Origin of the sequence: Ralstonia sp. 22086 (genome assembly GCF_052045975.1) — a bacterium.
Classification (GTDB): Bacteria; Pseudomonadota; Gammaproteobacteria; order Burkholderiales; family Burkholderiaceae; genus Ralstonia; species Ralstonia wenshanensis.
Genome location: NZ_JBQEPZ010000001.1, coordinates 1,121,556 through 1,144,399 on the forward strand (window position 1 = coordinate 1,121,556; position 22,844 = coordinate 1,144,399).

Annotated in this window: 25 protein-coding genes, 1 tRNA gene and 1 pseudogene; 13 read left to right on the top strand and 14 right to left on the bottom strand. The window is 63.5% G+C overall.

Annotation, left to right across the window (positions count from 1 at the left end):
• The first annotated feature begins 55 nt into the window (after positions 1 to 55).
• Positions 56 to 1,276, top strand: a complete 1,221-nt coding sequence (locus ACTJK6_RS05225) for a class I SAM-dependent methyltransferase (protein ID WP_440838468.1) — start codon at positions 56 to 58, stop codon at positions 1,274 to 1,276.
• Positions 1,277 to 1,280: 4 nt separating this feature from the next.
• Entirely contained in the window at positions 1,281 to 2,366 is a 1,086-nt protein-coding gene (locus ACTJK6_RS05230) for a DUF72 domain-containing protein (protein ID WP_440838469.1), read from the top strand.
• A gap of 15 nt (positions 2,367 to 2,381) precedes the next feature.
• On the opposite strand, the gene msrA is transcribed toward ACTJK6_RS05230, so the two are convergent.
• Positions 2,382 to 2,942 carry a peptide-methionine (S)-S-oxide reductase MsrA gene (msrA, locus tag ACTJK6_RS05235; RefSeq protein ID WP_440838470.1) on the bottom strand — a complete coding sequence of 187 codons (561 nt, stop codon included), beginning with the start codon at positions 2,940 to 2,942 and terminating at the stop codon, positions 2,382 to 2,384.
• Between the two features lie 181 nt (positions 2,943 to 3,123).
• On the opposite strand from msrA, the gene ACTJK6_RS05240 reads away from it, so the two are divergent.
• The gene (locus ACTJK6_RS05240) at positions 3,124 to 3,702 is read left to right on the top strand and encodes a flavin reductase family protein (protein WP_260803126.1); all 579 of its coding nucleotides are present in this window, start codon (positions 3,124 to 3,126) and stop codon (positions 3,700 to 3,702) included.
• 13 nt (positions 3,703 to 3,715) lie between these two features.
• Here ACTJK6_RS05240 and ACTJK6_RS05245 read toward each other — a convergent pair whose 3' ends face one another.
• Positions 3,716 to 3,922: a DUF3079 domain-containing protein gene (locus ACTJK6_RS05245; RefSeq protein WP_024976333.1), complete on the bottom strand. Its 207-nt coding sequence runs from the start codon at positions 3,920 to 3,922 to the stop codon at positions 3,716 to 3,718.
• A gap of 88 nt (positions 3,923 to 4,010) precedes the next feature.
• Positions 4,011 to 4,538 (bottom strand): Lrp/AsnC family transcriptional regulator, encoded by a 528-nt coding sequence (locus ACTJK6_RS05250; protein ID WP_440838471.1) that lies wholly within the window; start codon positions 4,536 to 4,538, stop codon positions 4,011 to 4,013.
• A 148-nt stretch (positions 4,539 to 4,686) separates the two neighbouring features.
• On the opposite strand from ACTJK6_RS05250, the gene kynB reads away from it, so the two are divergent.
• Genes kynB through kynA form a run of 3 tightly spaced genes read left to right on the top strand, consistent with a single transcriptional unit; the run spans position 4,687 to position 7,494 of the window.
• Positions 4,687 to 5,316, top strand: a complete 630-nt coding sequence (gene kynB / locus ACTJK6_RS05255) for an arylformamidase (protein WP_232042236.1) — start codon at positions 4,687 to 4,689, stop codon at positions 5,314 to 5,316.
• Positions 5,317 to 5,363: 47 nt separating this feature from the next.
• Positions 5,364 to 6,617, top strand: coding sequence for a kynureninase (gene kynU, locus ACTJK6_RS05260; protein WP_316868578.1), 1,254 nt, complete (start codon positions 5,364 to 5,366; stop codon positions 6,615 to 6,617).
• Between the two features lie 40 nt (positions 6,618 to 6,657).
• Positions 6,658 to 7,494, top strand: coding sequence for a tryptophan 2,3-dioxygenase (kynA, locus tag ACTJK6_RS05265; protein WP_374220492.1), 837 nt, complete (start codon positions 6,658 to 6,660; stop codon positions 7,492 to 7,494).
• 10 nt (positions 7,495 to 7,504) lie between these two features.
• On the opposite strand, the gene ACTJK6_RS05270 is transcribed toward kynA, so the two are convergent.
• A complete protein-coding gene (locus tag ACTJK6_RS05270) occupies positions 7,505 to 8,329 on the bottom strand; it encodes an IclR family transcriptional regulator (protein ID WP_260802861.1) in 825 nt (274 codons plus the stop codon).
• A 103-nt stretch (positions 8,330 to 8,432) separates the two neighbouring features.
• On the opposite strand from ACTJK6_RS05270, the gene ACTJK6_RS05275 reads away from it, so the two are divergent.
• Both ACTJK6_RS05275 and ACTJK6_RS05280 read left to right on the top strand, forming a co-directional pair.
• The gene (locus tag ACTJK6_RS05275; RefSeq protein WP_440838472.1) at positions 8,433 to 9,626 is read left to right on the top strand and encodes an acyl-CoA dehydrogenase; all 1,194 of its coding nucleotides are present in this window, start codon (positions 8,433 to 8,435) and stop codon (positions 9,624 to 9,626) included.
• A 410-nt stretch (positions 9,627 to 10,036) separates the two neighbouring features.
• Positions 10,037 to 11,419, top strand: coding sequence for an NCS2 family permease (locus ACTJK6_RS05280; RefSeq protein WP_232042232.1), 1,383 nt, complete (start codon positions 10,037 to 10,039; stop codon positions 11,417 to 11,419).
• A gap of 252 nt (positions 11,420 to 11,671) precedes the next feature.
• Here the strand turns inward: ACTJK6_RS05280 and ACTJK6_RS05285 are convergent, their stop codons facing one another.
• Entirely contained in the window at positions 11,672 to 12,310 is a 639-nt protein-coding gene (locus ACTJK6_RS05285) for a peroxiredoxin (protein ID WP_440838473.1), read from the bottom strand.
• A gap of 282 nt (positions 12,311 to 12,592) precedes the next feature.
• Between ACTJK6_RS05285 and ACTJK6_RS05290 the strand changes: the two genes are divergently transcribed.
• The 3 genes from ACTJK6_RS05290 to ACTJK6_RS05300 all read left to right on the top strand — a co-directional run bounded on the left by ACTJK6_RS05290 (position 12,593) and on the right by ACTJK6_RS05300 (position 13,961).
• On the top strand, positions 12,593 to 12,919 hold the full coding sequence (locus ACTJK6_RS05290) for a DUF883 family protein (RefSeq protein ID WP_009238780.1): 327 nt from the start codon (positions 12,593 to 12,595) through the stop codon (positions 12,917 to 12,919).
• 140 nt (positions 12,920 to 13,059) lie between these two features.
• Positions 13,060 to 13,437 carry a phage holin family protein gene (locus ACTJK6_RS05295; RefSeq protein WP_024976342.1) on the top strand — a complete coding sequence of 126 codons (378 nt, stop codon included), beginning with the start codon at positions 13,060 to 13,062 and terminating at the stop codon, positions 13,435 to 13,437.
• Entirely contained in the window at positions 13,434 to 13,961 is a 528-nt protein-coding gene (locus ACTJK6_RS05300; RefSeq protein WP_440838474.1) for a DUF3318 domain-containing protein, read from the top strand. Before ACTJK6_RS05295 ends, ACTJK6_RS05300 begins: the two co-directional genes overlap by 4 nt.
• Before the next feature lie 65 nt (positions 13,962 to 14,026).
• On the opposite strand, the gene ACTJK6_RS05305 is transcribed toward ACTJK6_RS05300, so the two are convergent.
• Entirely contained in the window at positions 14,027 to 14,392 is a 366-nt protein-coding gene (locus tag ACTJK6_RS05305) for a hypothetical protein (protein WP_260802864.1), read from the bottom strand.
• Between the two features lie 421 nt (positions 14,393 to 14,813).
• On the opposite strand from ACTJK6_RS05305, the pseudogene ACTJK6_RS05310 reads away from it, so the two are divergent.
• Both ACTJK6_RS05310 and ACTJK6_RS05315 read left to right on the top strand, forming a co-directional pair.
• Positions 14,814 to 14,999: pseudogene (locus tag ACTJK6_RS05310) on the top strand (ABC transporter permease); the annotation flags it as partial.
• 1 nt (position 15,000) lies between these two features.
• The gene (locus ACTJK6_RS05315; RefSeq protein ID WP_232042228.1) at positions 15,001 to 15,462 is read left to right on the top strand and encodes an NUDIX domain-containing protein; all 462 of its coding nucleotides are present in this window, start codon (positions 15,001 to 15,003) and stop codon (positions 15,460 to 15,462) included.
• A 144-nt stretch (positions 15,463 to 15,606) separates the two neighbouring features.
• On the opposite strand, the gene ACTJK6_RS05320 is transcribed toward ACTJK6_RS05315, so the two are convergent.
• The 8 genes from ACTJK6_RS05320 to ACTJK6_RS05355 form a co-directional block, all read right to left on the bottom strand.
• Entirely contained in the window at positions 15,607 to 16,092 is a 486-nt protein-coding gene (locus ACTJK6_RS05320; RefSeq protein ID WP_440816473.1) for a nucleoside 2-deoxyribosyltransferase, read from the bottom strand.
• Positions 16,089 to 17,153: a LacI family DNA-binding transcriptional regulator gene (locus tag ACTJK6_RS05325; protein WP_440838475.1), complete on the bottom strand. Its 1,065-nt coding sequence runs from the start codon at positions 17,151 to 17,153 to the stop codon at positions 16,089 to 16,091. The genes ACTJK6_RS05320 and ACTJK6_RS05325 overlap by 4 nt, the downstream gene beginning before the upstream one ends.
• A 79-nt stretch (positions 17,154 to 17,232) precedes the next feature.
• Complete coding sequence (locus tag ACTJK6_RS05330; RefSeq protein WP_440838476.1) at positions 17,233 to 18,207, bottom strand: NAD(P)-dependent oxidoreductase; 975 nt, start codon at positions 18,205 to 18,207, stop codon at positions 17,233 to 17,235.
• Positions 18,208 to 18,211: 4 nt separating this feature from the next.
• Positions 18,212 to 19,492: an MFS transporter gene (locus tag ACTJK6_RS05335; RefSeq protein WP_433866600.1), complete on the bottom strand. Its 1,281-nt coding sequence runs from the start codon at positions 19,490 to 19,492 to the stop codon at positions 18,212 to 18,214.
• Between the two features lie 58 nt (positions 19,493 to 19,550).
• Positions 19,551 to 20,540 (bottom strand): sugar kinase, encoded by a 990-nt coding sequence (locus tag ACTJK6_RS05340; protein WP_433866598.1) that lies wholly within the window; start codon positions 20,538 to 20,540, stop codon positions 19,551 to 19,553.
• Between the two features lie 29 nt (positions 20,541 to 20,569).
• On the bottom strand, positions 20,570 to 21,340 hold the full coding sequence (locus ACTJK6_RS05345) for a sugar phosphate isomerase/epimerase family protein (RefSeq protein WP_440838477.1): 771 nt from the start codon (positions 21,338 to 21,340) through the stop codon (positions 20,570 to 20,572).
• A gap of 258 nt (positions 21,341 to 21,598) precedes the next feature.
• Positions 21,599 to 21,674: transfer RNA gene (locus ACTJK6_RS05350), tRNA-Lys, on the bottom strand.
• Positions 21,675 to 21,726: 52 nt separating this feature from the next.
• Positions 21,727 to 22,842 carry a YeeE/YedE family protein gene (locus ACTJK6_RS05355; RefSeq protein WP_440838478.1) on the bottom strand — a complete coding sequence of 372 codons (1,116 nt, stop codon included), beginning with the start codon at positions 22,840 to 22,842 and terminating at the stop codon, positions 21,727 to 21,729.
• Between the last annotated feature and the right edge of the window lie 2 nt (positions 22,843 to 22,844).

Genomic DNA, 22,844 nt, shown 5'->3' on the forward strand with positions numbered 1-22,844 from the left:
TCGGGCTGCAATCCGATGGCCGCCTCGAACACCTGCACATCAGGGAGGCGTCGACATGTTTTTCCAACAGGCGATTGACCGCAAACTCGAGCAGTGGATCCAGGACATCCGCGAGTCTGCCAACCTTCCCGTACGGCTGCGGTTATGGAACGGTGACCAATACGAACTGGGCCGCTTCGAGCAGCCCCGCGTCACGCTCACCGTGCGCGAAGCGAGCGCCCTGCCGCTGCTGCTTTCCCCGACCCTCAACAATCTCGGCGAAGCCTACGTCCAGGAGAAGATCGACCTGGACGGCAAGCTGGCCGACATCATCAACGTTGGCTACAGCCTCGCTTCAGCGGCGGCGGTCAGCAGCGGCAATGCGTTGGCCCGCGTGGTGCGCCACTTCGCCCATACGAAGGAGGGCGACAAGGAATCGATCCAGTACCACTACGACGTTTCCAACGATTTCTACAAGTTGTGGCTAGACCAGAACATGGTCTACTCCTGCGCCTACTTCGAAAACGGCGATGAAACGCTCGACGAGGCGCAGCTCAAGAAAATCGACCATATCCTTACCAAAATCCGCTTGCAGCCGGGGCAAACGCTGCTCGATATCGGCTGCGGCTGGGGTGCGCTGGTGCTGCGCGCCGCGCAGAAGTACGGCGCACGCTGCCTGGGCGTGACGCTGTCGCAAAACCAATACGAGCTCGCCACCGAACGCGTGCGCGCGGCCGGCTTGCAAGACCAGATCGAGATCCGCATCCAGGACTACCGCGACCTCACCGGCCAGTTCGATCGGATCACGAGCGTCGGCATGTTCGAGCACGTCGGTCGCAAGAACCTGCCCGTGTATTTCCGCCGCATACACGATCTGCTGGCCGACGACGGCATCGCCATGAACCACGGCATCACGTCTTCTGACACGGCCGGCGGAGAAAGCTCCATGGGCGGCGGCGATTTCATTGATCGCTACGTCTTTCCGCAAGGCGAGCTGCCGCACATCTCGCTGGCACTGAGCGCCGCGCAGGATGGCGGCCTGGAAGCGCTTGACGTTGAAAGCCTGCGCCGCCACTATGCGCGCACGCTCGAGCACTGGGCCGAGCGGTTCGAGACCAACGGCGAGACCATCCGCGCGATGGTGGGCGAAAAGAAATACCGCATCTGGCGCGTCTACCTGGCCGGCTGCGCACACGCCTTCGACGCCGACGAAATCTCGATCTTCCAAACCGTGCTGCAGAAGGGCGGCAAGTCGGCGACGACGATCCCGTGGTCGCGCCGCTATATCTACGCGTAACCATTTGACCGCCAGCTCCCCCATCGACGATCTGTTCGGCGCGCCACCCGCAGCCACCGATGGCGTGGCCGCCGAACCAGGCAAGTCCGCTCCGAAAACCAAACGTTCACCCACCCGCCAGGGCGTGCTGCCAGCTACGGTCGCACCCGAAGTGGCCGAGCTGGCGCAACGCCTGCCGCGCGGCCTGCGCATCGGCACTTCGTCGTGGTCGTATCCGGGGTGGGACGGGCTGGTGTATGGGGGCGAATATTCCGAATCCATGCTCGCGCGCAAAGGCTTGGCGGCTTATGCCCGCCACCCGCTGCTGCGCACGGTCAGCATTGATCGCGGTTTCTATTCACCGATTCCGCTCGCGGACTACGTTGCCTATGCGGCCAGCGTGCCGGAAGATTTCCGCTTTGCAGTCAAGGCAACTTCCGCCGTATGCGATGCGTGGATTCGGGAATCGGACGGGCGCGGCCGCATAGCCAATCCCGCCTTCCTGAATGCTGAATTTGCCATCCGCGATTTTGTCGAGCCTGCCACCCGCGGGCTTGGCATGCGGTGCGGGCCGCTGGTGTTTCAGCTCTCGCCGCTGGGCGCGCTGGCCGAAGATGCCGCCGGCTTTGTGGAACGGCTTGAGGCGTTCCTGACCGCCCTGCCGCCGCTCGATCCACAACTCAATCCCGATGCCGTCTACGCGGTGGAATTGCGCGACGCCACGCTGCTCACGCCACGCTTGATCAGGATGCTGCGCGCAGCAGGCGTGCGTTATTGCGTCGGCCTGCATGAGCGGATGCCGGCGGCGGACCGGCAAGCCGCCGCCGTTGCATTGCTGGATGAGGGCGCGGGCGGCCAGCTGGTGGTGCGCTGGAACCTGAACAGCCGCTATCGCTATGCACAAGCCGAAGCGGCGTACAAACCGTTCAACAAGCTCGTCGATGAAGACCCGTTCTCGCGCGAAACGTTGGCCGACATGGCAGTCGCCGCGCTGGCGGCCGGGCGCAAGGTGACGATCCTGGTCAGCAACAAGGCGGAAGGATCGTCCCCGTTGTCGTGCATCAAGCTGGCCGAGGCCATTGCCGCGCGCCTTCCCGCGGACGCAACGTAGCCTCGGCGCCCTCTCCTAGCCCTGCAGGCGGTGCGCGAACTGCTTGCGGAACTTCGCCACCTTGGGCGAGATCACGAACGCGCAGTAGCCTTGCGTCGGGTGATCGCGGAAGTAATTCTGGTGCTCATCTTCCGCGCGCCAGAAGGTCACCTTGCCGTCAGCGGCATCCACCAGTTCCGTCACGATGGGCGCTTCAAAGATGTCGCTGGCGCCGAGTTCGGCAACGGCCGTCCGCGCCGTCGCCAGTTGTCCGGCCGTTTGGGCAAAGATGGCTGAACGGTATTGCGGGCCGACATCGTTGCCCTGGCGGTCCACGGTGGTCGGGTCGTGAATGGCGAAGAAGATGTCGAGAATCTCGCGATATGGGATCACGGCCGGGTCGAATTTCACCGCTACGACTTCAGCGTGACCAGTGTTGCCGTTGCATACGGCACGGTAACTTGGGTGATCGACATGGCCGCCGGCGTAGCCGGACACCACACTGTGCACGCCTTGCACCTGCTGGAACACAGCCTCCAGACACCAGAAGCAGCCTCCGCCCAGGACGGCGGTTTCAAGGGCGCGTTGTTCAGTCATTCGAGTTCTCCTGCAATTGATTGAGCTGCCATTGGTCGGCCGAAGACCCTCATCCTGACACAGGCACCATCATGTGATCGAAGAACCACGCAAAGCCCTACCCCGACGCGGCCTATCGGACGTCCGTTACAATTGACTATTACTTTCGGTAGTTTTCATGGACCAACACGGAGCCATTCCCATGGATGCGCGCGCCCCGGAATCCTCAGCGCGCGAGGCGTCGTCACATCGACGCCCACATGGCCGCGCCACCCCGCCCGATTTTGGCGCCGCGCACTTCCGGCGTGCGCTCTCCCAGTTTGCTACTGGGGTGACGGTGGTCACCACGCGCTCGGAAGGTCGGCCAGGTACGCCGGCGTTTGTCGGCGTGACGGCCAGCTCGTTCAATTCGGTGTCGCTGGACCCGCCGCTGGTGCTGTGGAGCCTGGGCACGCAGGCCAACTCATTTCCGCTGTTCCACGCCGGCTCGCACTATGTCATCAATATCCTGGCGGCCGAGCAGTTGGACCTGTGCAAGCGCTTCGCCACGCTCAAGGGCGACCGCTTTGCCAATATCGACTACCGCCTGAGCCCGACCGGTCTGCCGATTCTCGCGCAATCGCTGGCGTGGTTCGAGTGCCATAACCGCAGCCGATATGACGAAGGCGACCACGTCATCTTCGTGGGTGAAGTCGAGCGCTGCGGCGTGATCGACGCGGATGGCGCGCCGCTGGTGTTCCATCGCGGCGCGTTTTCGTCGCTCACGCACATCGGCGACTGACGCCCCGCCCGCATCACGTGGAAGTCGCTGCCTTCTGCGGCGCCTCCGCTTCGATGCCCCAATCCCCGAATTCGTACCAGTCGTCGCCCAGCAGTTCAGCGGGGTGCTGCGTACGGCCCGAGCCGTTGCCGCAGCCAAGGGCGTCGGTGGAGCAATACTTGTCGCAGCCCCAGCAGATGCGCTCGGGATGCACAGGATGCAGCGGAAACTTCTTGGCCATGGCCCGCTCCGGTCGGCAACACAGGGCCACTATCCGCGCATGCTTGCAGTAGGGGATTGATTCTCGTCAGAAACTCCGGCGCTAGCGTCTACTTTGCATTCCCGCGCTTGCCCGCCGCCCCGCCCTCCAGCGGGCGCACGCCACGCGCTTCCATTAGCAGCGCCAAGCCGCCATCGCGGTCCTTGATGGTACGCAGGACGATATTCGAGCGGATGTCCATCACGCCGGGCGTCTTGTACAGCCGCTCGATGATGAACTCCGAGTAGTGCTGCAGGTTGGGCGCCTGCACGCGCAGGATGTAGTTGCAATCCCCGGTGATGATGTAAGCGGCCACGATCTCGGGCCAACTCTGCACGGCAGCCATGAAGGTCTCGTGCCAGCCCGTCACGTCCTGGCGCATCGACACCTGCACGATGGCTTCCAGTTCCAGCCCGAGTGCCGCGCGCCCCAGTTGCGCCCGATAGCCGGTGATGGCGCCGCCCTCTTCCAGCATCCGCACGCGTCGCAGGCAGGCCGACGGCGACAGCGCCACGCGCTCGGCCAGGTCCTGGTTACTGATGCGGCCGTCTTCCTGCAATACCTGCAGAATGCGCAGATCGGTGGTATCGAGTTGCATCTGTCGTCGTTATTTGCGTGATTTCTTTAATAAGTTGCATTTTATGCGAATACAGCGGAACAACACGCACGATTATGCAAACCCATTGCGCGTGGATTTCCCTATCATTTCGGCACGGATTCACCGATCTTCTTGCCCTGGAGCCGCCTTGGAACGCACTTTGTGGGACATCAGCCCCGCGCTTTCGCCCGCCACGCCCACCTGGCCCGGCGACACGCCGTTTTCGCAGGAAATTGCGTGGAAGTTGGAAGGCGACTGCCCGGTCAACGTCGGACGCATCACGCTCTCGCCGCACACGGGGGCGCATGCCGATGCACCGCTGCACTACCGCGCCGACGGCGCTGCCATCGGGCACGTGTCGCTGGACGCTTACCTTGGCACATGCCGCGTCATCCACTGCGTTGGCGTAGCGCGCGTCGAGCCGGAACACGTGCGTGAAGCGCTGACCGATACTCCGCCGCGCGTGCTGTTGCGCACGTACGCACACATGCCGCAGACCGCGTGGGACGACCACTTTGCCGCCGTCGCGCCCGAAACCATCGCGCTGCTGGCTGCCCACGGCGTCAAGCTCATCGGCGTCGACACCGCCTCGCTCGACCCGCAAACCTCCAAGACCATGGACGCGCACCATGCCGTCGGCAAGCACGGCCTCGCCATCCTGGAAGGACTGGTGCTCGACGACGTCCCTGCCGGCGATTACGAGCTGATCGCCCTGCCCCTCAAGTTCGCCACCCTCGATGCAAGCCCGGTGCGCGCCGTGCTGCGCAGCCTGCCCTGATCGATACATCGACAGAACACCAACCGCTTTTTTCGCCCCGCATTCACATGACCATCACCCGCAACTCCTGCCTCGAACGCGACGCGGCCGATCCGATCGGCTCGCTGCGCGACGCCTTTGCGCTGCCCGACGGCGTGATCTATCTGGACGGCAACTCGCTCGGTGCACGCCCGAAAGCTGCCCTTGCCCGCGCGCAGGAAGTCGTCGCCAGCGAATGGGGCGATGGCCTCATCCGCAGCTGGAACCAGGCCGGCTGGTTTGAACTGCCGCGCCGCCTGGGCAACAAACTGGCCCCGCTGATCGGTGCGCGCGAAGACGAAGTCGTCGTCACAGACACCACGTCGATCAACCTATTCAAGGTGCTGGCTGCGGCGATTCGCGTGCAGCGCGAAGACGCGCCCGACCGCAAGATCATCGTGTCGGAAACGCACAATTTCCCGACCGACCTGTACATCGCTGAAGGACTGGCCGACCTGCTGCGCGACGGCTACAAGCTGCGCCTGATCGACTCGCCGGAAGAACTGGAAGGGGCGCTCGGCGACGACGTCGCGGTCACCATGCTCACACACGTGAACTACAAGAGCGGGCACATGTACGACATGGCCGCCGTCTCGGCACTGGCGCACCAGCACGGCGCGCTGGCCATCTGGGATCTGGCGCATTCGGCTGGTGCCGTGCCCGTCGACCTGCACGCAGGCGGCGCGGATTACGCCATCGGCTGCACCTACAAATACCTGAACGGCGGCCCCGGTTCGCCCGCCTTCGTGTGGGTGGCACCGGCACTGCGCGAGCGCTTCTGGCAGCCGCTGTCGGGCTGGTGGGGCCATGCTCGGCCCTTTGCGATGGAGTCGCGCTATGACGCTGACGCCGGCATCGGTCGCTTCCTGTGCGGCACGCAGCCGATCACGTCGATGGCGATGGTGGAATGCGGGCTCGACATCTTCGCGCAGACGTCGATGGCCGCCCTGCGCGCCAAATCGCTTGCGCTGACCGACCTCTTCATCACGCTGGTGGAAACGCGCTGTGCAGGCTTTCCGCTCACGCTCGTCACGCCGCGCGACCACGCCATCCGCGGCAGCCACGTCAGCTACGAACACCCCAACGGCTATGCGGTGGTGCAGGCACTGATCGCGCGCGGCGTGATCGGCGACTACCGCGAGCCGCGCATCATGCGCTTCGGTTTCACGCCGCTGTACACAAGCTTTGCCGATGTGTGGGATGCGGTGGAAATTCTGCGCGATGTGCTGGAAACCAGCGCATGGCAATCGACCCAATTCAACGAACGTACGCTGGTGACCTGAGATGTCGAACCCGAACCAATCCGCAGCATCGGGCTGCCCCATGCATGCCGCCCAGGGCGAAGGCTGGCACGACGCCCAGCTCGATTTCTCGAAATCGATGAGCTACGGCGACTACCTCGCGCTCGACCAGATCCTGAACGCGCAGCACCCGCGCTCGCCCGATCACAACGAGATGCTGTTCATCGTCCAGCATCAGACGACCGAGCTGTGGATGAAGCTGATGCTGCACGAGCTGCGTGCCGCGCGCGATTGCGTGCGCAATGACAACCTGCCGCCTGCGTTCAAGATGCTGGCGCGCGTGTCGCGCATCATGGATCAGCTGGTGCAGGCGTGGAACGTGCTCGCCACGATGACGCCGCCGGAGTACTCCGCCATGCGTCCGCACCTGGGGCAATCATCGGGCTTCCAGTCGTATCAGTACCGCGAGATCGAGTTCATTCTCGGCAACAAGAACGCGGCGATGCTCAAGCCGCACGCGCATCGCACCGAGCATTACGAGCAGGTCAAGACTGCGTTGGAAACGCCGTCGCTGTACGACGAGGCGGTGCGTTACATGGCGCGTCACGGCTTTGCGTTCGATGCGGATTGCATCGAGCGTGACTGGTCGCGCCCGGTCACCTACAACGCTTCGGTGGAAGCAGCGTGGCTGGAGGTCTACCGGGACCCGACGCACCATTGGGAGCTGTACGAACTGGCCGAGAAGTTCGTCGATCTGGAAGACGCGTTCCGGCAATGGCGCTTCCGGCATGTGACCACGGTTGAGCGCGTGATTGGCTTCAAGCGTGGCACCGGTGGCACCGAGGGCGTCGGTTACCTGCGCAAGATGCTGGATGTGGTGTTGTTTCCGGAGCTTTGGAAGTTGCGCACGGACCTTTGACCTGCGCAGCTCAGGCTGGCTCGACCACTTGGCCGAGCCTTGCCGCAAACTCTCTCAGCGCAGGGGCCAGCTCGTCGCGAATGCGCTCTGCGTCGGCGGCCGTGTACGGCGCGCTGCAACTCACCACGTAAGGCTCGCGCTGGCTCGGCGCGAAAAACGCCACCGCACACGCGTGGATGGCTGGATGCCAGTCGCGCAGGGAAACGGCGTAACCATTGCGTATGGCGGCTTTCACTGCGTCATCTGCAGCGGCACCTTCTGCCGCCCACTGCGCTGGCTGTTGTGTGCGCAATGCTTCGTACAGGCGCTCACGCCGCGCTGCGGGCAACGAAGCCAGATAGGCTCGTCCCATCGAACTCGACAGCAGCGACAGCCGCGAGCCCACGCCCAGCCCCGACGACCCGCTCATCGAGGGGCTGTCGTGACGGATCGTCTCCAGGTACACCATGTCCAGCCGATCTCGCTTGCCCAGCGAAATCGATACACCAAAGCGCTGTGCAAACGCGCTCATGTGCGGGCGCGCGAGCTGGATCACGTCGCTCGATGCCAGATACGCAAACCCGAGCGCCAGGACACCGGCGTCCAGCCCGTACTTGCCGAGCGCATCGTCGTAACGCAGGTAGCCGAGCGACACCAGCGTTCCGGCCAACCGGCTGACGGTGGCTTTGGGAAAGCCCGTGCGCCGGACGAATTCCTGGTTGCCTAGCAGCGTGTCGCCAGGGCGGAATGCGCGCAGCAGTTCCAGCCCGCGCGCGAGCGCCGTGACGAAATTCGGATCGCTCGACTCGGCGGGCGCCGTGTCGAATTCGGGATCGGGGAGACGGGTCGTGCTCATGGCAAAAAAGCCCTGGAAATCGTCGGTGGTTGCGCTATGATAGCTCTAAATTTCGAAACTGTGTTCCGTATGTCGGAACAACGAAGACTCGGAGACGACCGCTGTGACTGCTCGCAATGCCTTCAATTGGGCCGACCCGCTGCTGCTCGACCAACAACTGACCGACGACGAGCGCATGGTGCGCGACGCCGCCGCGTCGTACTGCCAGGACAAGCTGATGCCGCGCGTGCTGGAGTCGTTCCGGCATGAGAAGACCGACGCGTCGATCTTTCGTGAGATGGGCGAGCTGGGCTTGCTGGGCCCGACGATTCCCGAGCAGTATGGCGGCCCCGGCCTGAACTACGTCAGCTACGGCCTGATTGCCCGTGAAGTCGAACGGGTGGACTCGGGCTATCGCTCGATGATGAGCGTGCAGTCGTCGCTGGTGATGGTGCCGATCTACGAATTCGGCAGCGAAGCGCAAAAGCAAAAGTACCTGCCCAAGCTGGCAACCGGCGAGTGGATCGGCTGCTTTGGCTTGACCGAGCCGAACCACGGCTCCGACCCGGCCTCGATGATCACGCGCGCCAAGAAGGTCGACGGCGGCTACTCGCTGTCGGGCGCCAAGATGTGGATCACCAATTCGCCCATCGCCGATGTGTTTGTCGTATGGGGCAAGCTGCCGAACGACAACGGCGAGGACGAAATCCGCGGCTTCATCCTGGAGAAAGGCTGGAAGGGTCTGACGGCACCTGCCATCCACGGCAAGGTCGGTCTACGTACGTCGATCACCGGTGAAATCGTGCTGGACGAAGTGTTCGTACCGGAAGAGAACCTGACGCCGGGCGTGCGCGGCCTCAAAGGCCCGTTCACGTGCCTGAACTCGGCGCGCTATGGCATTGCGTGGGGCGCGCTGGGCGCTGCAGAAGCTTGCTGGCACATCGCGCGCCAGTACGTGCTCGATCGCAAGCAGTTCGGTCGCCCGCTGGCCGCCAACCAACTGGTGCAGAAGAAGCTGGCTGACATGCAGACCGAAATCACGCTCGGCCTGCAAGGCTGCCTGCGCCTGGGCCGCATGAAGGACGAAGGCACGGCCGCCGTGGAAATCACGTCGATCATGAAGCGCAACTCGTGCGGCAAGTCGCTCGATATCGCCCGCGTGGCGCGCGACATGCTGGGCGGCAACGGCATCTCCGACGAGTTTGGCGTGATCCGCCACGTGGTGAATCTGGAAGTGGTGAACACGTACGAAGGCACGCACGATATCCACGCGCTGATCCTGGGCCGCGCACAAACCGGCATTCAGGCTTTCTTCTGATTGCGCTTTGTTTTTCCGGCGAGTTGGGGCACACTCGTGCACCACTCGCCACACCCGCTGCCGCACCTCTCGCCCGTCCTGGGCACCGTTGTTCTCCTCCCCTCGCGATATACCAATTTGCAAATGACCGGGATACGCCACGCCGCATGAATCGGCGGTAGCGCGCGTCTATGCTTCGGTTCAAGTGTCGGCGGATTGTTGGGCCGCACGCCCCTCACACCGATAGAACGAGCGCGCGGTCCACACGCAGATTGCAGCGCCACGCGACAAAACCAATCGCGAGACAACGGTCTGGAGAATGCCGGCGCGCGTACGCAGGCACCCGTACCGATATCAAAACCAGAACAGGGCACCCTACGCGGACGACCAAGATCGGCCGGCGCGGAGTCCTGCCAGGAGACAAACCCACCATGGCTGAACAGACCATTCCGTCGTCGACGGAACTTGGCGCCGCTGGCATCGCCGACGCGCGTGCCATTGATCGCTACTTCCAGATTTCTGCACGCGGCAGCACGCAAAAGCGCGAGGTCGTGGCCGGCATCACCACATTCATGGCAATGGTCTACGCCGTGTTTGTCGTGCCCGGCATGCTGGGCAAGGCCGGCTTTGATACCAGCGCAGTCTTTGTCGCGGTGTGCCTGACCACCGCCTTTGGTTCGCTGCTGATGGGCCTGTGGGCCAAGCTGCCGATCGCCATCGGCTGTGCAATTTCGCTGACCGCGTTCATGGCCTTCGGCCTGGTGCTTGGGCAAAAGCTGACGCCGGAAATCGCGCTGGGCGCGGTGTTTCTGATGGGTGTGGCCTTCACGGCCATCTCGGCCACGGGCGTGCGCTCCTGGATCCTGCGCAATCTGCCGTCGGGCGTGGCGCATGGCACGGGCATCGGCATCGGGCTGTTCCTGCTGCTGATCGCGTCCAACGACGTCGGCCTGGTAGTGAAGAACGCCGGCGAGGGCCTGCCCGTTGCACTGGGCCACGTCACCGCCTTCCCGGTCATGATGTCGGTGCTGGGTCTGGCCGCCATCTTCGGCATGGAGCGCCGCCGCGTGCCGGGTGGCATCCTGATCGTGATCATCGCCATCTCGATCCTGGGCCTGATCTTTGACCCGGCCGTGAAGTTCACTGGCGTGTTTGCCGTGCCTTCGCTCGCCGCCGCAGGTCATGCGTCGCTGATCGGTGCAATGGATATCCGCGGTGCACTCACGGCTGCCGTGCTGCCAAGCGTGCTGGCGCTCGTGATGACCGCTGTGTTCGATGCCACCGGCACGATCCGCGCCGTGGCCGGCCAAGCCGGTCTGCTCAACGACAAGGGCCACATCATCAACGGCGGCCGCGCCCTCACGGCCGATTCGATCAGCTCGATCTTCTCGGCGTTCTTCGGCGGTGCGCCGGCCGCGGCTTACATCGAGTCGACCGTTGGTGTGGCAGCAGGCGGCAAGACGGGCCTGACGGCTGTCGTGGTCGGCGTGATGTTCCTGGCGGTGATGTTCTTCTCGCCGCTGGCCGGCCTGGTGCCGTCGTACGCAACGGCTCCGGCGCTGATGTATGTCGGCCTGCTGATGCTCTCCAGCGTGAGCAAGCTGCACATGGACGACATGGTTGACGCGCTGTCTGGCCTGGTCTGTGCCGTGTTCATCGTGCTGACCTGCAACATCGTCACCGGCATCATGCTCGGCTTCAGCACGCTGGTGATCGGCCGCCTGGTGGCCGGCGAATGGCGCAAGCTGAACATCGGCACCGTGGCGATTGCCGGTGCGCTGGTGGCCTTCTACGCAGGCGGCTGGGCGATCTGATCGCACACTGACCCGTCTTCACAAAAGACAAACCGGCCAGACCCGAAAGGGCTGGCCGGTTTTGTTTTGCCTGAGAACCGGATCAGGATCCGTGGCGAGCGGGCCGAGGTTGGTCCGAGAAGCGCAGCCCTACATGGGTACGGCGAGCACCACAGGGCCAAGATCGGCCCGCCCAGTAGGATCCCGAGCCGGTTCCAACGCAAAAAACGCCCGGCACAAGGCCGGGCGGCAATCACACTACCAAGGAGACGGTCACTTGTTGGGCTGCGGCGTCAGGCGCAGATACGGCCGCACCGCCTTGTAGCCCTTCGGGAATTTCTGCTTGAGGACTTCCTCGTCCTTCAACGACGGCACGATGACCACGTCGTCGCCGTCTTCCCAGTTACCCGGCGTGGCCACACTGTGGCTGTCGGTCAACTGCAGCGAGTCGATCACGCGCAGCACTTCATTGAAATTGCGCCCCGTCGAAGCGGGATACGTAATCGTCAGGCGAATCTTCTTGTTCGGATCGATCACGAACAGCGAACGCACGGTAAATGTCTCGCTCGCATTCGGATGAATCATGTCGTACAGCTGTGAAACCTTCCGATCGGGGTCGGCAATGATCGGGAAGTTGACGCTGGTGTTCTGCGTCTCGTTGATGTCGTTGATCCAGCCCTTATGCGACTCGACCGAATCGACCGACAACGCAATCGCCTTGACATTGCGCTTGGCAAATTCGTCCTTCAGCTTGGCGGTCAGGCCCAGTTCGGTGGTGCAGACCGGCGTGTAATCGGCCGGGTGTGAGAAAAGCACGCCCCAACTATTGCCCAGCCACTCATGGAACTTGATGCGGCCTTCACTGGAATCCTGCTCGAAATCAGGGGCGATATCGCCCAAACGTAGAGACATCGTGTCCTCCATACACAGATTGGGAACCACTATAGCCAGATTGCCATCCAACCAAAACGACTATAAATTCACAACAACATCACTTTTCGTCATTAGGCGCGGCATTTGCTGACAACAGGGTGGAAGGCGTGCGCACATTGCCGGACAATGACCGAAGCCTTGATCCATCGCAGTGCGCGCGACGCGAGCGCTTGAAGTTTCGCAGTGCTCACACATATGCTAGCGAATAAGCGCATCGACAGATTGACGATTGAACTACCCCCCGACACCGAGGACCCGACCATGACGAACACTTCCCCCAACCTGGCCGATTCCGTCAATAAGGAGAAACTGATGACCGACGTGAAGACTGTACTGTCCGACGCTGAAACCCTGCTCAAACAAGCTGCCTCCAGCAGCGGCGAAAAGGCCGCCGAACTGCGCGAGCGTGGCATGGGCATGCTCCGCCAAGCCAAGGAGAAGGCGCAGGATCTGCAAGACGCGGTCGTCCACAAGAGCAAGGCTGCCGCACGCGCCACCGATGACTACGTCCACGATCATCCGTGGCAAGCCGTGGGCGTGGCGGCCGGCGTGGGCCTGCTGATCGGCCTGCTGCTCAACCGCAAGTAACCCGCAGCACCCTTTCTGGCCGATGGCGCGCGCCCTGTGGATCGCGCCATCGGCCAGTTGCATTTTGGGGGCTCCATTCCGGGCATGGCGCGTGCTGGGTCCGCAGTGGCGCCATTGGCCTAGCACCTTTTCCACACCTCATGACCGACGACACCAGCCCAAAGCTGTTCGCTTCCTTGAAGAAACTGGCCGGCACGGTCGTCTCGATGCTGCAGACGCGGCTCGAGCTGGCCAGCGTCGAACTGGCTGAAGAAAAAGAACGGCTACTCGGGACCGCCTTCCTGGGCATGTTGGCCGTGAGCCTCATCGGCCTGTCCATCATGACACTGACGGCGCTGGTGGTCATCCTTTGCTGGGATACGTATCGCTGGCAGTCCCTTGCCGTCATGGCAGCGCTGTATGCGCTGGGCGCGGCGGCGTGCCTGTGGAAGGTACGCTCGCTGCTGCGTAACGCCCCGCCACTGTTCGAGGCCACGCTGGCCGAGCTCGACAAAGACCGGGAGATCCTGCGCCGATGACCGATCCCACCGAACAAACGCCGTCGCCCGGCCCGTCTATGAACGAACCCGCATCGAGTGCGCGACATCATGTGCGGCCATCACGCCGCGGCGCCGAAACGCGCCTGCCACTGAGCGTCCGCAAGGAACTGCTTCTGACCCGCGCCGCGCTGGAGCGCTACGACTACGCTCAAGCCCGCAACGATGTTCATCGCGCCGCCAGTCGTACCTTCAGCCTGGGCGGCCTCGGCGCGTTGCTGCCCAGCGTCATCCGCCCGCTCGCGCGCCCCAATGGCCTGATGCGAGCGCTCGGCATTGCGCGTGAATATCCGCTAGTGGGCACCGCGCTGTCGCTCGCGTATGCAGGATTGCGCCGCACCGTCATCGGCCGGATCACGCGCAAGCTCGGCAAGGTCGGAATCGTGGCCGGAGCGGCTTGGTGGGGCTACAAGAAATGGCAAGATGCACAAGGCGAGCCGGTCAGTACGGCAACGTCTGCGTCTAATGCCGCTGCGAACGAGATCATTCCGGGCAGCACCTCCTGAAAGGGCTTCCCGCGCGTCAAAAAGGCCGGAGCAATCCGGCCTTTCTTGTTTGCGGCAGCGCAATATCAGTGCAGCGGAATCGGATGGCGCATGCGCTCCCAGCGCCGGGCCATGTTCTGGCGCAAACCAGCGAGCCCGTGCGGCTGCTCCGTCGCCTCCACCGCCGCGGAAGCCGGTTGCTCTGTCACGTCCGCGTCATGCCCGATGCGCCGCCGGCCATGCCACATGAGCGCGCCGCTGGCGGTCCAGCCGATCACGAACAGCGTGTCACCCACGTGCCGAAGCGAGTCGGGCGACGTACCCGCGTGGAAGATGGCGCCGAGCATATCGGGAGGCAATTCAGCGCAGATCCAGAGAAAAATGGCTGGCGCAGATGCAAAAACTCCCGGCTGCCACCACGGGTGGGCAACCTGCACTTTGTCGGTCTCCATGGCGCCCTCCATCTCTTCTTATAGTGATGTTTGGATCGTATGCCCGGTATGTGCAAATGGCGACCCGCCCGTGGCTGAATGGCATGTCGGATTCGTCCGACATCGGCCACCGGCCAGCGCATTCAGGCTGCTCCGTTTGGGCTAGGGGGCATTCCGCATGGCACGGGGATGGCGTCACGACGCGGCGACGGCACGGTGCCTGCGCTGGCGAGTTCAGGATTACGGCGGAGGAGCCCAGCCTCCGCTCATATGCATAATGCATAAGAGCCGGGCATTGATGCCGTACTGTACGCAACACACTCGCGCCACCATGCTGGCCGCCTCCCATCTCCAACGCCGCGATGCACGCACCGGCGTCACGCTGCTGCAACCTGCCACGCTTGCCGTGCAGGCCGGCGATCGCATTGCGCTGGCCGGGCCCTCAGGCGCGGGCGAAAGCGAGCTGCTGCTGGAGGCTGTGCGCTACCAGCTCATCATCATGTTCCTGCTGGCGGCGTCTTCGGGGCTGGGCACGGTCGCGGTTGTGCTGCTGGCCTATCGCCGGTTATTCAGCCGCGAGCACCAATCGCTGACCGCACGCATCACGCAACGCTCCGGAGCGAAATAACATGCCGATCGCCCTGTCCTGCGGCCTCGTCCTGCTCAACGAAGATGGCGATGTGCTCCTCGCCCACGCCACCGAGACGCGCCACTGGGACATCCCCAAAGGCGCCCCCGACCCGGGCGAAAACGATCGCGACGCCGCCCTGCGCGAGACGCGCGAGGAAACCGGCCTCGTGCTCGACAGCCACGCACTGATCGAGCTCGGCCGTTTCCCCTATCGCCGCGACAAGGAACTGCACCTGTTCGCCACGCGCCTGCGCCGCGCAGAAGTTGCACTCGACACGCTCACGTGCACATCGATGTTCAACAGTTATCACACCGGCAGACTCATCCCCGAGATGGATGCGTACCGTTGGACCACAGCGGACGAGGTGCCGCAGTATGCAAGCCAATCGCTCACGCGGCTGTTTGCACAGACGTTGACGCTGGCGAGTATTGATGCCCGCCTGGCCGAGGCCGGGCTGTAGACGAACGGGCCCTAAACCGGCACGTCACCTTCAAAGTTCGCGCGATGCAACGTGCGCCGATCTTTGTCGGGGCAGCCTGGCGCGAAGTGGATGGCCTCGCCTGCCCGGAAGGAAGCAATCCGCAACCGCATATCCAGCTCGCAACTAGGCGTAGTGCGCACGCATGCGCTCCAGGCACACGCGCACATCGCCCACGACGAGGCGGCAGCTGCAAGCGATCATGAGGTTGCGCGGCAGGCCGAAATCCTCCACGGCCCAGCCGTCTGCATCGTTGCCATTGGTGTTCGGCACCTGACCGACCAGCGGCACGTCAGGCACGTTGTAGCACCACACGTCTTTGCCGCGGGCGATGGCGTAGCCGATTTCAAAACACGTACCGGAGTCGGGCTCGTGGCCGCGAAAATCCGCCACGTTGGCGAGCACCGCGTCGGCCGAGTCGATTAGTGTGATGTTCTGGCGGTAGATCTCCGCGGCGGTCGCAAAGCCATCAGCCTGCGGGGCGATCGCGTTGTCGAGCGGATACAGGCCGATGAAGCCGAACTCCGCGCACAGCGCCTTAAGCGCTTCGCCATGCACGATGGGTTCGGGGCGGAAAACGTCCGGCCCGGCGAGGTAGAGACGCAACGTCATGACGCGGCCTGCAGCGAACGCAACGTGGAAGCACGTTCGACGAGCGTGCCCGGTAGCAACACGACACGGGCGTCGCCGCTCACACCTTCGATGCGCTCATGCACGAATTCGACGGCCTTGTAGCCGATGTCGTACGTCGGTTGCCGGATCGTGGTGATGCCGATCAACTCCGCCCATTCCGGATCATCGATCGACAGCAGCGCCGTCCGCTCCTGCCAAGCTGGGCCAAATTGCGTGCGCAGATGCCGCACAACGACAAGCGCAACCGGCGCGTTGGCGATAAACAGCGCCAGTCGCTTTCCCCCCTGCTGGTGCGTTGCATCGATGCGTGCATCGATCTCTGCCAGCGCACGCTCGACTGAGGCCGGATCGGTTGGGTCCAGCACCACGGTCGGCTCCGCTGGACGCCCTGTCGCTGCCATCGTTTCTCGGAAGGCGAGTTCGCGCTCACGCCGCGAACTGACCTGCTCAAACGGCTGCACGATGAACTGGATGGAATCGAAACCGTGATCCAGCAAATGCTGCACACCCAACCTGATGGCGTCGTGGTTATCGAGGCCCACCAGGTCGGCGTCGAACCCTTCGACCGTGCGATCCACCAGCACGGCAGGAATGCCGCCGCCCCGCAGCGGACGCAGCACGGCTTCTTCCGCACCGAGCGCGTTGACGATCAATCCCTCGACCCGGTACGTCGTCAGCAACTGCACGAACCGGCGCTCCATCTCGATCTCATTTGCGGCGTGGCAGATGAGCGGCATGTAGCCCAGCGCGTGGCAGGCTGCCTCCACGCCTTGCAGCACTTCGATCGTATAAGGATTGGTCAGGTCAGCCACCAGCATGCCGAGCAGACGGTTGCGGCCGCGCTTGAGACCGCGCGCCATCTGGTTGGGCCGGTAGTTCAACCGCTGGATGGCGGCTTCGATGCGCTGTCGCAGATCTTCGGAAAGGACTTGTGTCTCTCCATTCAGATAGCGGGACACGCTGGTCTTGCCGGTTCCCGCTTCGCGGGCCACATCGGTGATGGTCGCAGGGCGCGAGGAAGAGGATGGGGAATCAGTCACGATGCGCTTCAGAACGGTCCGTCGGCGCGAGGGGCCGGAGCCAGGGTGCGAGGATCATAGCGCAATCCCGGTACCCGACTCATGAAGCGCGAGAGGGCTCCAATACCTGTGGATTGACCAGGTTCTCACGCAACGTGCCAGCCAGCGCCTTGACCAGGTTGTCGGCGGCGCAGCGGGCCATTGCGTGTCGCGTCTCGTGCGTTGCTGAGCCGATATGGGGCAATGCAACTACGTTCTTCATGGCCAGCAGTGGCGAATCGGCGGCCAACGGCTCGCGCTCGAACACGTCCAACCCAGCGCCGCGGATCGTGCCGTTGTGCAATGCATGGATGAGCGCTGCCTCGTCAACGACGGGCCCACGCGACGCATTGATCAGGATCGCGCTGCGCTTCATCTTCGCCAGTTCTGCCGCGCCGATCAGGTGCTGCGTTTCAGGCGTCAGCGGCACCTGCAGGCAAACAAAATCGGCTTCGGCCAGCAGCGTGTCGAGCGTCACGCGGCGCGCACCGTACTGCGCTTCGGCGTCGGGATGCGGGTGCCGGTTCGTGTACAGCACACGCATACGGAAACCTAGCGCAGCACGGCGAGCCACTGCCGCACCGATGCGACCCAGCCCGACGATGCCGATCGTCTTGCCCTGAACATCCGTGCCGTAAAGCTCGGGCCCGATGCTGCGCTGCCAGTTGCCTGCCCGGACCCACTCGGCCAGCTCAACGACGCGCCGGGCCGACGCGAGAATCAGCGAAAACACGGTATCGGCGGTTGACTCGGTCAACACATCCGGTGTGTGCGCCAGCGCAATGCCACGGTGCGTGAGATCGGGCACGTCGAAATTGTCATAGCCGACGGAGATCGTGGACCACGCCTTGAGCCGGGGCGCGCGGTCGAGCATCTGCGGCGTGATCTTCAGGCTCGCACCGATCGCGCCCTCGGCGTTGGCAAGCGCTTCGGTCAACGCCGCAGCGCCGTCGACCTGCACGAGTTCGACATGCTCGCGCAATTGGGCGACGACATCGTCGGGCAATGGCTTATAGGCAACGACGAGAGGTTTCATCAATTCATTTTCCAGGCAGGGGGTGCGCGAGCGCGTAAGCATCACGCGGTTGCGGCTTGACGCAGAGCGTGAGGATCACGGCCGCAAAAAGCGCGGTGCTCATGAATGCGTACGACGCCAGCGGCGAGCCGGTGGCACCGTTCAGGTAGCCGACGAAGTACGAGCCGACAAACGAACCGAGGGCGCCCATGCTGTTGATCAGCGCCATCGCACCGCCCGCGACGTTCTTCGGCAGCAGCTCCGGCACGATGGCGAAGAACGGACCATACGGTGCATACATCGCCGCGCCGGCAATGACGAGCAACGCGTACGACAACCAGAAGTGCGTTGACCCGAGTGCAAACGATGCAGCAAACGCCGCAGCGCCCACCAGCAGGAACGGCCAAACGAAACCGCGCCGCGAACCGATCTTGTCCGACGCCCACGACGCCGCAAGCATCGCGATGGTGGCAGCAAGATACGGCAACGCCGACAGCCAGCCCGTCTCGACCATGCCGAGCGACGAGCCATTCTTAACGATGGACGGCAGCCACAGCACGAAGCCATAGACGCCGATGCTCCAGCAGAAGTACTGCGCGCACAGCTTGATGACGACTGGCGAGCGGAAAGCCTCGCCGTAGTTGCGCATCGGTTTGATGGCCGCCTGCTCCGCCGCCAATGCCTGTTCCAGGTCGCGCTTTTCCTGTGTGCTCAGCCACGATGCCTGCGCCGGCTTGTCCTGCACCACGCACCACCAGCACACGGCCCAGATGATGGCGGGCACGCCCTCGGCGATAAACATATGGCGCCAGCCGAACTCGCGCACGAGGTAGCCCGACACCACCGACATCCAGAGCACCGTCACGGGATTACCAAGAATCAGAAACGTATTCGCGCGCGAACGCTCGTGCTTGGTAAACCAGTTGCTGATGTAGATGAGCATCGCAGGCATGACGGCCGCCTCGACCACACCCAGCACAAACCGGATCGCCAGCAGCGAGGGAATGTCACTCACGACGCCCGTCAGCGCCGCGCACAAGCCCCACAACACCAGGCTGATGAACACGAGCTTCTTCACGCTGCGGCGTTCTGCGTAAATTGCGCCCGGAATCTGGAAGAAGAAATAGCCGAGGAAGAACAGCGCGCCGATCAACGATGACAGCCCCTGGCTGATCCCCAGATCGTGATTGATGCCGGCCGCTGCCGCGAAGCCGTAGTTCGCGCGATCGAGGTAGGCCAGGCTGTAGGTAATAAAGACGATCGGCATGATCATCCACCAGCGCCGCGCAGCCAGTTGCGTTGCCATGGTCGTGTCTCCTTTGATGGTTTGCGTTGCCCGCGAGGGCGGCAGTCGAAGCGCTGCGTTACACGCTGGGAATGGGTTCCGGCTCGCATACAATGCGCGCCGCTTGCTCAAGCACATCAAGCTCAGCGCGAGTCGGCAGGCCTTCGGAATCCCCGATCACCTGGATCGCCAGCGCGCCGATACGGTTGCCTCGCGCAACGGCCAACTCGGGTGACTGCCCTTCAAGCAGCGCACTGACAACGCCCACGGCAAAGCCGTCACCCGCGCCCACCGTGTCGACAACGCGCTCCACACGCACACCCTCGGCGATGCCTTCTGCTCCGTCGGCGGTCCGGTAGTACGCGCCTGCAGCACCCAGCTTGATGGCAACGCCACGTGCACCTTGATCGAGATAAAAGCGCGCGATATCGGCCGGGTTGTCATAGCCGGTCAGCTGCTGTCCCTCGGCCAAGCCAGGCAGCACCCAATCGGAAAGGGCCGCCAGCGCGTTCAGCGTGCTCACCATGTCCGCAGCGGAAGGCCACAGCGTTGGGCGCAGATTCGGATCGAACGAGATTGATCTACCGGCCGCGCGCATCTCTTGTGCGAGGTGGAACGCAAGTTCGCACGACGATGCGGAAATCGCGGGGGCCACACCCGTCAGATGCAGATGGCGAGCACCGAGCACATAGTCGGCCACATAGTCGGCGCAGGAGAGCCGGCTCGCGGCCGATCCCTTGCGGAAGTACTCCACACGCGGGTCACTGCCATCGTCGGTGCGCGACTTCAGCTGGAAGCCGGTCGGATATTGCGGGTCCACCACCACGCACGAGGCATCGATCCGTTCGCGCGCCAGCGTTTCCAGCACGTATTCACCAAACGAATCCTGCCCAACTCGGCTCACATAGCCGACGCGAAAACCGAGGCGGCTCAAGCCGATGGCCACGTTCAGATCGGCACCCGCGATGCGCTTGGTGAATTGCGTGGCCTGGGCCAGCGGCCCGGGCGCAGTCGCTACGAACATCGCCATGGCTTCGCCGTAGGTGATGACATCCAACATCTGTGACATGCGTAAGCTCCTTTGATGTCGAGTCACAGTCAGGCGGCCTTGAGCCACGTGACATGCTGATGGGCATCGGCGGCGAGATCGACCGCGTCGAACGGAAATTCGATGCCGCGCGGAACATCGCCCGGCAATGCTGCCAACACAGCGGCGAACCCCGCATCGTTGCCCGCTGGCGCCACCGCAAAGCGGCGTGCCCCCTCACCTGCGACGCTCTTGCAATGGATGTATTCCACATAGGGGGCTAGGGCTCGCGCACACGCCAGCGGCGCTTCACCCGACCACTCCCAGTTGCCAACATCGAATGTCATGCCCAGCATGTCGGCCACACCCGCGCTTTCCAATGCGTCGAACAAACCTCGGAACTGCGCGAGGGAGCCGCCCACCGTCTGCTGACCGTTCTCCACCAGCACCCGGGGGCGCCAGCCTTGCAGCAGCTGGGCCAGCACTTCTGCCGACGCATCGCCGGCAAACCCGCCAAGCTGGAACTTCACGATGCGCGCGCCCAAGATTTGCGCTTCCGCCAGCGCGCCGCGAATAGCGGCAGCATCCAGAGCGCCGTCGTCCGTGTACAGCGTGGCCGGCGTCGAATAGACCGCCCAGAGGCCATGCGCGGCAATCAGCCGGCCCAAGGCAGCGAGGAGCTGCGCCGAGACCGTGCCATCGAGCCCAGCGGGCAAGAGTTCGCGCCGCACCTCGAAGCCGGCAGCACCGACCGATGCGGCCACGGGAACATAGGCGTGATGCCCCTGCTCGAGCACGTGGGCGGCGCCAAACGCGCTCGCCACGATCACGATATCTGCCATTTGTGCTCTTTTCTCCGTATGGAACCGGTTCCAATGGAAGATATGGTCGTTGCTGCAGGTAAGGAGCGCTATAGAGGAAATCCCTAGCGGCGCGGGCGGAAAGCGACGCGGCGGTCAGGTGAGGACGCTATCGGGAAGGCACACCGTGCTATCGATGTGGATGCTCGACCACGCAGAGAGCGCCCGAAGAGACGAAGTTGGGCGGAAGGACACCCAAACAAAAAGGGCCGACAGTCACCTGTCAGCCCTTCGAATTTTTGGTGGGTCCTGCGGGATTCGAACCCGCGACCAATAGATTAAAAGTCTACTGCTCTACCGACTGAGCTAAAGACCCCAAAGACCGCGATTATAGGAAGATATCCGCGCCTCTGTCAACGCCCCTCCGGTCAGACAAGCCGCTCCATCCGCCACATCTGGTAGCGGAGCGCCAGCACCGCACCGATCACGATACCGGCCAGCGCGATGAACGAGCCGATCGCCAACGTCGACACGCCCGACAGGCCCTGCCCGATCGTGCATCCCAGCGCCGTGACGCCCCCAATGCCCATCAGGATGCCGCCAATGATGTGATTGCCCGTGTCCTCGGCATTGGCAAAGCCTTCCCAGCGGAACGTGCGCGTGGCCAGTGCCACCACCGCCGAGCCAGCAATCACCCCCAGCACGCTCACGATGCCGACCGTCAGCACCTTCGACGTATCGCTGAAGAACATCAGCCACTCCAGCGTGTACGACACCGGCGCAACGAAGCTCAGCGCTTCCATGCGGCCGCTGTTGGTCGCCACAAACGCTTCCTGCAGCGTGTTCGGATCTTCCTGCACGTAGCCGAGATGCCCCGACACATACCACATGCCGACGATGATGAGCCCGACGCCGATGCCGCCGAGCAGGTTGTCACCCGTGCGGAAATCACGCGCGAGCAGCGCCCACAGCGACAGCGCCCCGCCGATCATCAGCGCCAGCACCAGGCGCAGCATGCGCACATCGGTGGAGAACGCGTGGCTCAGCACGCTAGGCAGATCCTGCGACGTCGGCAGCGCAATGGCAACGCTATCCACCGTGGCCACACGCACTACGCCAAATACGCCCTTGAGCGTCATGTATGCCGCCAGCCCCAGGAACACGAACACCACGACCGACTTGAGATTGCCGCCGCCGATGCGCACCAGCGTCTTGCTGCCGCAGCCCGAGCCCAGCACCATGCCGAAGCCGAACAGCAGCCCGCCCACGAGCGAAGACAGCCACAGAAGCTTGCTTGCCGTGTAGATCGTCTTGCTTGTATCGATCAGGCCAAGCCAACTCAGGCATCCTGTGCCGATCATGGCCACGCCGATGGCCAGCGCCCACATGCGCAACCGGTTCCAGTCGCCGATGTTGACGACGTCGGACACCGCACCCATCGTGCAGAAGTGTGTGCGCTGTAGGATCGCGCCAAACACGAACGTAAGCGCGAACGTGGCCCACAGCACCGTGTGGGACAACGCGTTGAGGTCGATATCGGGCATGG